At 63.6% G+C, this 9865-nt stretch carries 12 protein-coding genes and 1 tRNA gene; 5 read left to right on the forward strand and 8 right to left on the reverse strand.

Translation table 11 applies throughout. The features are described 5' to 3' along the window. The 3 genes from QZ213_RS18390 to rpmI all read right to left on the reverse strand — a co-directional run. Nucleotides 1-849: phenylalanine--tRNA ligase subunit alpha (locus QZ213_RS18390; protein ID WP_291687522.1), on the reverse strand; the 849-nt coding region annotated here is incomplete at its 3' end. 175 nt (nucleotides 850-1024) lie between these two features. Then, nucleotides 1025-1384, reverse strand: coding sequence for a 50S ribosomal protein L20 (gene rplT / locus QZ213_RS18395; protein ID WP_079565766.1), 360 nt, complete (start codon nucleotides 1382-1384; stop codon nucleotides 1025-1027). A 78-nt stretch (nucleotides 1385-1462) separates the two neighbouring features. Next, entirely contained in the window at nucleotides 1463-1663 is a 201-nt protein-coding gene (gene rpmI, locus QZ213_RS18400) for a 50S ribosomal protein L35 (protein WP_100415670.1), read from the reverse strand. A gap of 265 nt (nucleotides 1664-1928) precedes the next feature. On the opposite strand from rpmI, the gene QZ213_RS18405 reads away from it, so the two are divergent. After that, complete coding sequence (locus tag QZ213_RS18405) at nucleotides 1929-2351, forward strand: hypothetical protein (RefSeq protein WP_365885072.1); 423 nt, start codon at nucleotides 1929-1931, stop codon at nucleotides 2349-2351. A gap of 85 nt (nucleotides 2352-2436) precedes the next feature. Here the strand turns inward: QZ213_RS18405 and infC are convergent, their stop codons facing one another. Next, nucleotides 2437-2976, reverse strand: coding sequence for a translation initiation factor IF-3 (infC, locus tag QZ213_RS18410; RefSeq protein WP_079573138.1), 540 nt, complete (start codon nucleotides 2974-2976; stop codon nucleotides 2437-2439). 274 nt (nucleotides 2977-3250) lie between these two features. Between infC and QZ213_RS18415 the strand changes: the two genes are divergently transcribed. Next, nucleotides 3251-4063, forward strand: coding sequence for an alpha/beta hydrolase (locus QZ213_RS18415; RefSeq protein WP_291687524.1), 813 nt, complete (start codon nucleotides 3251-3253; stop codon nucleotides 4061-4063). Further along, on the forward strand, nucleotides 4060-4530 hold the full coding sequence (locus QZ213_RS18420; protein ID WP_291687525.1) for a nuclear transport factor 2 family protein: 471 nt from the start codon (nucleotides 4060-4062) through the stop codon (nucleotides 4528-4530). Before QZ213_RS18415 ends, QZ213_RS18420 begins: the two co-directional genes overlap by 4 nt. A 123-nt stretch (nucleotides 4531-4653) precedes the next feature. Here the strand turns inward: QZ213_RS18420 and QZ213_RS18425 are convergent, their stop codons facing one another. From QZ213_RS18425 to QZ213_RS18435, 3 genes are all read right to left on the reverse strand, one after another. Beyond that, the gene (locus QZ213_RS18425) at nucleotides 4654-5466 is read right to left on the reverse strand and encodes an acyl-CoA thioesterase domain-containing protein (RefSeq protein WP_291687526.1); all 813 of its coding nucleotides are present in this window, start codon (nucleotides 5464-5466) and stop codon (nucleotides 4654-4656) included. Between the two features lie 29 nt (nucleotides 5467-5495). After that, nucleotides 5496-6629 (reverse strand): tRNA epoxyqueuosine(34) reductase QueG, encoded by a 1134-nt coding sequence (gene queG, locus QZ213_RS18430; protein ID WP_291687527.1) that lies wholly within the window; start codon nucleotides 6627-6629, stop codon nucleotides 5496-5498. Nucleotides 6630-6804: 175 nt separating this feature from the next. After that, nucleotides 6805-7497, reverse strand: a complete 693-nt coding sequence (locus QZ213_RS18435; RefSeq protein ID WP_291687528.1) for a glutathione S-transferase family protein — start codon at nucleotides 7495-7497, stop codon at nucleotides 6805-6807. A 210-nt stretch (nucleotides 7498-7707) separates the two neighbouring features. On the opposite strand from QZ213_RS18435, the gene QZ213_RS18440 reads away from it, so the two are divergent. Further along, nucleotides 7708-8514 (forward strand): undecaprenyl-diphosphate phosphatase, encoded by an 807-nt coding sequence (locus tag QZ213_RS18440; RefSeq protein ID WP_291687529.1) that lies wholly within the window; start codon nucleotides 7708-7710, stop codon nucleotides 8512-8514. A gap of 151 nt (nucleotides 8515-8665) precedes the next feature. Here the strand turns inward: QZ213_RS18440 and QZ213_RS18445 are convergent, their stop codons facing one another. Further along, the gene (locus QZ213_RS18445) at nucleotides 8666-9634 is read right to left on the reverse strand and encodes a complex I NDUFA9 subunit family protein (RefSeq protein WP_291687530.1); all 969 of its coding nucleotides are present in this window, start codon (nucleotides 9632-9634) and stop codon (nucleotides 8666-8668) included. 147 nt (nucleotides 9635-9781) lie between these two features. On the opposite strand from QZ213_RS18445, the gene QZ213_RS18450 reads away from it, so the two are divergent. Beyond that, nucleotides 9782-9865: transfer RNA gene (locus QZ213_RS18450), tRNA-Leu, on the forward strand.

The raw sequence follows: 9865 nt of genomic DNA on the forward strand, positions 1-9865 counted from the left end.
GTCCTCGCCTTCGCCGAAGCGGATCTCGCCCTTGTCGCGCCGGCACTGGATGTCGACCTCGAGCGACGGCTCGGTGAACGGGAAGAACGACGGCCGGAACCGCATGTTGATGTGGTCGACCTCGAAGAACGCCTTGCAGAACTCGTGCAGGATCCATTTGAGGTGGCCGAGATGCGAACCCTTGTCGATGACGAGGCCCTCGACCTGGTGGAACTGCGGCGTATGCGTCGCGTCGGAATCGATGCGATAGGTGCGGCCCGGACAGATAATCCGGATCGGCGGCGCCTGCGTCAGCATGGTGCGCACCTGCACCGGCGAGGTGTGCGTGCGCAGCAGCATGCGCGAGCCGTCTTCCCCAGGATTGAAGAAGAAGGTGTCGTGCATTTCCCGCGCCGGGTGGCCTTCCGGGAAATTCAGTTTTGTAAAATTGTAGTCGTCGGTCTCGATATCGGGGCCTTCGGCGATGGCAAATCCCATGTCGGCGAAGATCGCGGTGAGTTCGTCCATCACCTGGCTCAGCGGGTGAATCCGGCCCGCTTCCGCCGGCGCCTCGCGCAGCGGCAGCGTGACGTCGATGGTCTCGGACTTCAGCCGCGCGTCGAGCGCCGCGGATTTCAGGAGTTCGCGGCGCGCGGTCAGCGCCTGCGTCACGGCATCCTTGGCGAGGTTGATTTTGGCGCCTTCGGTCTTGCGTTCGTCCGGCGACATCTTGCCGAGCGTCGAAAGCAGCGCGGAGATCGAACCCTTCTTGCCGAGCGCCGAAACGCGCACGGCTTCGAGGGCTGCTTCGTCGCCTGCGGCGGCGATGTCTGCGAGAATTTGGGATTCGAGTTGGGCAAGATTGGACATGGCGACGATCACCTGTTGGGAGCGCGCGCAGCCCAGCACATAGGGCTGTTATCATCCGCGAAAGCGGATGATCCAGTAACCCCCGGGGTCAAAAATGTTGGTCGGTGGTTACTGGATGCCCCGCTTTCGCGGGGCATGACACCGGAGTTGCGAGACGCCGCAGCGATTTCGAACCTCAGGCCGCCAGCGCGGCCTTGGCCTTTTCGGCGATCGCCTGGAACGCCGCCGGTTCGGTGATGGCGAGATCCGACAGCACCTTGCGGTCCACGGTGATGCCCGACTTGGACAGGCCGTTGATAAAGACGCTGTAGGTCATGCCGAACGGGCGCACCGCGGCATTGATGCGCTGGATCCAGAGCGCGCGGAAGGTCCGCTTCTTTCGCTTGCGGTCGCGAAAGGCATATTGCCCGGCCTTTTCGACCGCGGCCTTGGCGGCGCGGATGGTGTTCTTGCGGCGGCCGTAAAAACCCTTGGCGGCCTTGTAGACTTTCTTGTGCTTGGCGTGAGAGGTCACACCGCGTTTGACGCGAGACATGACGGGTCTCCTTCAGATGAAAATGGTGACGGATCTGCCGCGCGGACGCGGCTCGGCTCGATGGGACCGCGAGAGCGATCAGGCGTTCGGCAAGAAATATTTCTTGATGTTGTCGCCGTCGGTCTTGAACAGCACCCGGGTGCCGCGGAGCTGACGAATCTGCTTCTTCGTCCGCTTGATCATGCCGTGGCGCTTGCCGCGCTGGGCGGCCATTACTTTGCCGGTGGCAGTCACCTTGAAGCGCTTTTTAGCGCCTGACTTGGTCTTCAGCTTGGGCATTTGGCTCTCCTGTTGCCGCAGAAAAAACGCGCCCAGAAGGCGCTTTCGCGGCTAAAATGCTCGTTAGAGCGTTGAAGATGCTGGGTTATTTCCGAAATGAGACAACCAGCATGGGCATTGCCACGGCAGCCCTTGATCAGCCGGGCGATGAAGCCTGGGCTTATGGCAGAACCGCACCGAATTGGCAACGATGAACCGCAAAACCGTATTGTTTGTCAGATAGGCTGACGGCACCCACGGCGCAGCCAACAAGCGGGGAAACATGATGACATCAGCCCGACCGATAGCCTTTTCTGCCGATTTGCGGTCCTCGCGCGTCGGGCGCGGGATATTTGCCGCCGCCTTTCTCGCCGCATTGGCGGCGCCCGTCGCCGCCGATGCCAAGACCGCCCGCATGGGCGGCGGCTACGACGGAATCTGGAACGTCCTGATCATCACCCAGGCCGGCAGTTGCGACCCCGCCTACAGTTATCCCTTCCAGGTCTCGGGCGGCCGCATCTCGTCGGCGGGCGCTGCCGACGTGTCGGGAAATGTCGGCCGTGGCGGCGGCGTCGTGGTCAGGATTTCGGCCGGCAGCGCGGTCGCGACCGGCAGCGGCAGGCTCGGTGGCAGCACCGGCGTGGGCCGCTGGAACGCCAGACTTTCCAGCGGAAACTGCAGCGGCCGCTGGCAGGCCACGCGGGGCTGAGATCCGCAAGATGCCAAAAAGAAGCCCGCCAGATCGCCCGGCGGGCCGTATTCAATATTCACAAACGCGAATGGCTGATTTTCAATCAGCGTGGCGCCAGCACCATCACCACCTGACGGCCTTCGAAACGCGCGTCCTGCTCGACCTTGGCGTATTCGGCCACGTCGGCCTTGACCTTGTCCAGCAGCTTGGTGCCGATTTCCTGATGCGCCATTTCGCGGCCGCGATAGCGCAGGGTGATCTTGACCTTGTCGCCTTCCTCGAAGAAGCGCTGCATCGCGCGCATCTTCACTTCGTAATCGTGATCGTCGATCATGGGCCGGAGCTTGATCTCCTTGATCTCGACCACCTTCTGTTTCTTGCGGGCTTCCGCGGCCTTTTTCTGCGCCGAATACTTGAACTTCCCGTAGTCCATGATCTTGCAGACGGGAGGAGCGGTATTGGGCGAAATCTCCACGAGGTCCATGCCCGCCTCGAGGGCCATCTTGATGGCGGCGACTGTCTCGACCGTGCCGTGGTTCGTGCCGTTCTGATCGATCAGCTGAATCGTGGCGTTGCGGATTTCATCGTTGGTGCGCGGCCCGTCTTTGGTGGCAGCGGGCGGGGCTCTGTTGGGACGGCGAATGGGTAGCTCTCCAAGGTTGTGAACGAAGGCGGTAGTTTGAAGGAATAAGGTGCTGCGGGCAAGCAAACTCGCGCCGCCGGCTGAGAAAAGCATCAAATGCGAGGCATTTTGGTCACGCTGACAACGCGGACCGGAGCGGAACGTTCAGACCAGCCCACATAGAGGGGAAGGGTGCATTCCGCAAGCGCCGCTATCGCCCAAAGGTCCGGTATTGGCGTCCGTTGACGGATCGGCCGTGCTCACTCAAACAGCAGCGAACCGGAGATGCGATCCCATGACCAGTTCCGCGGCAATCGGGCAGCCGCCCACCTTTATCGAAGTAGGCCAGGGGAACGCGGCGCGCCGCATCGCGGTGCGCGCCCGCAACGGCGCCGCCCCCGGCCTGTTCTGGCTGGGCGGCTTCAATTCGGACATGCAGGGCACCAAGGCGCTGGCGCTGGACGCATGGGCCGCCGAGCACGGCCGCGCCTGCGTCCGGTTCGACTATTCCGGCCACGGAGACTCCGGTGGCGCGTTCATCGACGGCACCATCGGGCGCTGGCTGGAAGAGAGCGTGGCGGTGTTCGAGCAGTTCTGTGCCGGCCCGCAGGTCGTGATCGGCTCGTCGATGGGCGGCTGGATGGCGTTATTGCTGGCGCGTGAGGTTGCAAAGCGTCCGCAAAGGCGCAGCCCGCTGGCCGGCCTGGTATTGATCGCGCCGGCGCCGGATTTCACCGAACAACTGATGTGGAACGGCTTTTCGCCTGAGGTCAAAAAGGAGATCGAGAGCAAGGGCGTGTGGCTGCGGCCGTCGCCATATGGCGATGGCGACCCGTATCCGATCACCCGCGCTTTGATCGAGGAGGGCCGTAACCATCTGTTGCTCGGCAGCGCCATCGAGGTCGGCTGCCCGGTTCGCATCCTGCAGGGCGCGCAGGATCCGGACGTGCCGTGGCAGCACGCCTTCGCGCTGGCGCATCGGCTGCCCAGCGACGACGTGGTGCTGACCATGATCCAGGACGGCGATCACCGGCTGTCGCGGCCGCAGGACATCGCGCGGATCCTCGCGGCGGTGGCGGAGATCGGTTCACCGGCAGAAACGCCATGAATGTGAGCACCATGCTCCGCGCCTTTTGCGACGCCGTCGAGCAACGCGACGGGAAAGCATTCGCCGAGCTGTTCACGGAGGACGGGGTTTATCACGACGTGTTCTACGGCACATTCACGGGCCACGCCAACATCGCCGAAATGATCGACGACTGGTTCTATCGCACGGCGACCGATTTCCGCTGGGATATGCATGAACCCGTGAGCGACGGCGAGATGCTCTATGCCCGCTACACGTTCAGCTATCGCTCATTGCTGCCGGAGGCCAATGGCGCGCGCGCGATGTTCGAGGGCGTCGCCATCATGCGGCTGCGCGGCGGCGGAATCGCGGAGTACCACGAGGTCGCCAACACCGCGACCGGCTTTGTCGACATGAATTTTGTACCGGAGCGGATGGCGAAGATCTTTGCCAAGCAGGCCGCGGCGTTGAAGGCGCGGCCGGAGATGAAGCGGCATCTGGACGGTTGATGCGCGGAGCCACGCCCACCCATCGTCTCCGGGGCGACGCGAAGCGGCGAACCCGGAATCCATACTCCCGATCGTGGTTATGGATTCCGGGTTCATCGCTGCGCGATGCCCCGGAATGACGACTTACGGTTTGCGCATCACATCCCGCTGGCTCGGATTGGCCATCGGCTTGCGCTGCGCCAGCGCGGCGACCGTGGATGTCCCGATCGCGCCGTGCTCGTCATAGAGCCAGCATTCGCCGATCGCGACGCCGTCGGCGGCGTGATGGTTCACCACCTCGAAGCCGATCCATTCCGTCACCGGCAGGCGATGCAGATACAGCGTGACGTCGCTGTTGATATAGCCCAAGCCCTGATCGCCGGCATTGGCGAAGGGGCTGGCGAAATCGGCTGATACCGCAACCCGCACGAACGGCGTCAGGGCTGAGCCTTCGACGAGATCGCGGACCTCGGCCATCCACAGCCGCCGCGGGCCGACGGTGCCCATGGCGCCGATGATCGGCCGCGTGGTCCATTTGCCGTTCATGCCGAGCCGCGGATCGGCAGGCGGGGGAATGGCAGCGGGCGCCGGCACGTCCCAGTTCGGCGGCGACCACACCGTGCCTTGCGGATTTTCGGTCTTGCGCAGCAACTGGCAGGAGGCGCGCGCCATGGCGACGCCGCCCGAAAGGAAGTCGGCTTCGACGACCTTGATGCGCAGGCCGTCGCGGACCGGCCGCGTCCTGACCTCGATCGGCGCCAGCGTCGGCAGCCTGAACATGTCCACTGTCAGCCGCGCCGGCACGAAATCGTCGCCGCTATGGCGCTGCTCGATCACGAAGGCCAAAAGGCCGATGATGACACGTCCGTGCAGCGAGTTCGGGTCCCATGGTCCGCGCGCGGCGTCGGTGGGAATGAAGGCGTCGCGGTCTTTGGTGAAGAAGGGCTGATTGGTCATGGCACGGGACCATGCCGGAATTTGTGGCGTTAAATCAAGTGTGGGCCAGCCCAAGCATTCCACTCCATCCGCACGATCGCCTCCGCCTCCGCTCCGATCGCTTCAGCCGCCCTCGCGTCAAACTCCTCCCGCTCCATCAATTGCGACAGCGCCCACACCGCGGCGCCGCGTACCAGCGGGCTGTCGTCATTCGCCAGGCGCTCCGCCTCGCCGACCAAAGTGCTGTCGTTCGAGTTGCCGACCGCGATCAGCACGTTGCGCAGAAAACGGTCGCGGCCGATGCGCTTGACCGGCGATTTTGTAAATCGCGCGCGGAACGCCGGGTCGTCGAGTTGGGCGAGTTCGGCGAGGGCGGGCGCGCGCAATTCATCGCGCGCGGCGAGTTTTGCCTCATGGCCTGCCTGCGCGAACTTGTTCCAGGGGCACACCGCGAGGCAATCGTCGCAGCCATAGATTCGATTGCCGATGGCTTTTCGAAATTCGCGCGGAATCGGGCCCTTGTTCTCGATGGTGAGATAGGAAATGCAGCGCCGTGCGTCGAGCTTGTAAGGCGCGGGAAACGCGGAGGTAGGGCAGATATCGAGGCAGGCCCGGCACGAACCGCAATGATCGGGCTCCGATTCGCCTTGCGGCAAATCGAGCGTCGTAAAGATAGTGCCGAGAAACAGCCATGAACCGAATTGCCGCGAGACGAGATTGGTGTGCTTGCCCTGCCAGCCCAGTCCCGCCGCCTGCGCCAGCGGCTTTTCCATCACCGCGGCGGTGTCGACGAATACCTTGACCTCGCAGCCGGAAGCAGCGACCAGCCATCGCGCCAGCACTTTGAGCCGCTTCTTGATCAGGTCGTGATAGTCGTCGCCTTGCGCGTAGACCGAGATCGCCCCGCGCGTCCGCGCTTGCAGGATAGCCAACGGATCTTCATCGGGCCCGTAATTGACTCCCAACATGACGATCGAGCGCACGTCCGCCCACAGCGCGCACGGATCGGTGCGGCGCTCCGGGCGCGCCGCGAGCCAGTCCATGTCGCCATGCGCGCCGGCCTCGAGGAAGTCGCGAAAGTGCCGGCCGGCCTCAGTGAGCACGCCCGGCGCTGTAACGCCGATGCAATCGAATCCCAGCGCGCGGGCTTCGCTCGCGAGCGCAGTTTTCAGATCTTCCGTCATAGCGGGGCGATCAGGTCTTCACCTCTCCCATAGGGAGAGGTCGGATTGCGCAGCAATTTGCGTGAGGGGTTATGCCCCATCGATAGAGCTGAACCCCTCACCCCAACCCCCTCCCTGCGGGAGAGGGGGCTCACCGGTGCCACCGGGACATTGGCGTTTAACTCGATCGGCCGAATCAGAAATCGAGGTCCACGTAGGTGCGCGACGCCGGCACGCCCGCCAGCCATTCGCTCAGCAGCGGGCGGAACGAGGGTCTGGATTTCACCCGCGCGTACCACGCCTTTGCCGCGTCGTCCTCGATCCATGGCACGTCGCCCAGATAGTCGATCGCCGAAAGATGCGCCGCGGCGGCGAGGTCCGCAAAGGTCAGGCGGTCGCCGGCCAGAAAGTTCCGCGTCCGCGCCAGCCAGCCGATATAGGCCAGATGATAGCGCACATTGGCCTTGGCCGCGCGAATCACGTCGGCCGCCGGCGCGCCGCCGCCATGTTCCTCGCTCATGAAGCGCTTATAGATGCGCTCGGTGACCAGCGGATTGGAAGCCTCCTCGAAAAATTTCTCGTTGAACCACGCCATCAAGCGGCGCACCTCGATGCGTTCGTCCATGCTGGACGGCAAGAGCCTGCGGTCGCCGAGCTCGGTTCCGTAGGTTTCATCGAGATATTCGGCGATGATGCCGGCGCCGGGTATCGCCGGCGGGCCCTCCGATATCAGCACCGGAGTGGTGCCCGCCGGATTGAGCGCCAGAAACGCCTCGCGCCGCTCCCAGGCCCGCTCTTCCACCAGCCGCACATCGAGGCCATGTTCGCCCAGCGCCAGGCGAATAAAGCGCGAATGCGGACAGAACGAATGATGAAACAGTGTGTACATGAGCCCTTGATAATTTTGCGGTGCTTAAGAAATCCTCTCCGCCTCGAAGCGAGTCAGGCGTGCAGTCGCGTATAGCGACCGCGCGCCAAACTACCTAAGCAGACGAAGGAGGCAACCTGTGTTTTTGCGTTTTTGAGATTGCGGCGAAGGCACGAATAGGCGAGAAGAACGCGGCTTTTCGATCGAAATGGATCATAACGGACTTTGGTCATGATGTCTGATGCATTGCGGGCGGTGATTCTCGGCATTATCGAGGGCGTCACGGAATTTCTACCTGTTTCCTCGACGGGCCACCTTTTGCTCGCGGAGCGATTTTTCAATCTCGGCGAGGGCAACTTCTGGAACAGCTTTTCCATCCTGATTCAACTCGGCGCCATCCTCGCGATCGTCGCCCTTTATTTCGGCAAATTATGGCGCGTGGCGCTCGGCATGTTCTCCAATGCCGAGGACAGGCGATTCGTCATCGGTCTGCTGGTGTCGTTCCTGCCCGCGGCGGTGATCGGTGCCGCAGCTGGTCATTATATCAAGGCCTATTTGTTCAATCCGTGGGTGGTGTGCTTTTCGCTGATCGTCGGCGGCGCGATCCTGCTGTGGGTCGATCAACTCGAACTCGATCCGCACGAACACGACGCCACGACGTTCCCGCTGCCGATGTATCTCGCGATCGGTTTCGCGCAGTGCCTCGCAATGATTCCCGGCGTGTCACGCTCCGGCGCTACCATCGTTGGAGCGATGCTGCTCGGCGCCGACAAGCGCGCGGCGGCGGAGTTCTCGTTCTTCCTGGCGATCCCGACCATGGTCGGCGCCTTTGCCTATGAATTCTACAAGAACCGCGCCGACATGAGTCTCGATCACACCGGCATCATCGCGATCGGATTCGTGGTGTCGTTCGTCACCGCGATGATCGTGGTCAAGACGTTCCTGACTTATGTCACCCGACACGGCTTCACGCTGTTTGCGTGGTGGCGCGTCATCGTCGGCACGCTCGGCCTTGTCGCGCTGGCGATGGGACGGTAAGTCTCAGCGCGCATCATTGCGAGCCAACGGGTCGGCGCGAAGCGCCGCCCGATGACAGGCTCCGCGAAGCAATCCATTTGAACGAAAAGGCTGGATTGCTTCGTCGCTGCGCTCCTCGCAATGACGATGACAGCCCGTCCCCGCCGATAAATCACGCGCCCCGGTGCGCGAACTGGCCGGTCTTGCGGAAGCGCCAGAGATATTGCGGGGCGATCGCTTCCAGCGAATCCGCCGTGATTCCCAGGCCCTCGAGCGTGCGTCCGGCGGCCTTCGCCGCCTCCGACACCACATTGTCCGATCGCAACAGCGCCACCTGGTCCGGCGTCAGCTTGAAATCCCCCGGTGCGAACTGCAGGAACAGCGCCTGCAATTTCGCCAGCCCGAACGGCAACGGCATCAGCATGCGCCGGCGTTCGGTGACGGCGAGAATGATTTCCATGATCTCGCGCATCGTCAGCACTTCCGGGCCGCCGAGTTCGTAAGGCGCACCCGGCTTGGTCTTGCCCTCGACGGCGTCGGCGACCGCGGTCGCGACATCGCCGACATAGACCGGCTGCAGCTTGGTCAGGCCGCCGCCGATCAGCGGCAGTGCCGGCGACATCCGCGCCAGCGCCGCGAAACGGTTGGTGAACTGATCCTCGGGGCCGAACACGACCGATGGCCGCAGGATGGTGGCGGAGGGGACGGCCGCCAGCACCGCTTTTTCGCCGGCCGCCTTGGCGCGGGCGTAACGGGCGGGCGAATTCTCGTCGGCGCCGATGGCGGAGACATGCACCATGGCGGCGCCGGCGGCGGCCGCCGCCTTGGCCACGGCTCCGGCACCCTCGCCCTGCACCGCGTTAAAGGTCTGGGCGCCGCTTTCGGCGAGAATGCCGACCAGGTTGATGGCGGCGTCGGAATCGCGCATCGCGGCCTCGACCGAGGCCGGGTAGCGCAGATTGGCCTGCACGGCGTGGATCTGGCCGACCCGGCCGAGCGGCTGCAGGTGCCCGGCCAATTCCGGCCGCCGCACCGCGACCCGGATGCGATAGTCGCGCTTGGCCAGCGCGCGGACCACGTGCCGCCCCAGAAAGCCCGATCCTCCGAAAACCGTGACCAGCGTGTCCAGATTCGATGCCATGGCTTCATTTCCTAGGGTCAAATTCGATCAATGGCGGAAGGTTTTAGAGAATTCGCGATACGCCACCAGGCCGGCGCTGTACAGCGCATTTGCGTCACAGTTTGCCAATTTGACAAGCGCGCAACCGATCCGTACTAACCGGCCCGGGCCCAGGTGGCGGAATTGGTAGACGCGCTGGCTTCAGGTGCCAGTGGCTTAACGGCCGTGAAGGTTCGAGTCCTTTCCTGGGCA

The organism is Bradyrhizobium sp. (assembly GCF_017881085.1).
Classification (GTDB): domain Bacteria; phylum Pseudomonadota; class Alphaproteobacteria; order Rhizobiales; family Xanthobacteraceae; genus Bradyrhizobium.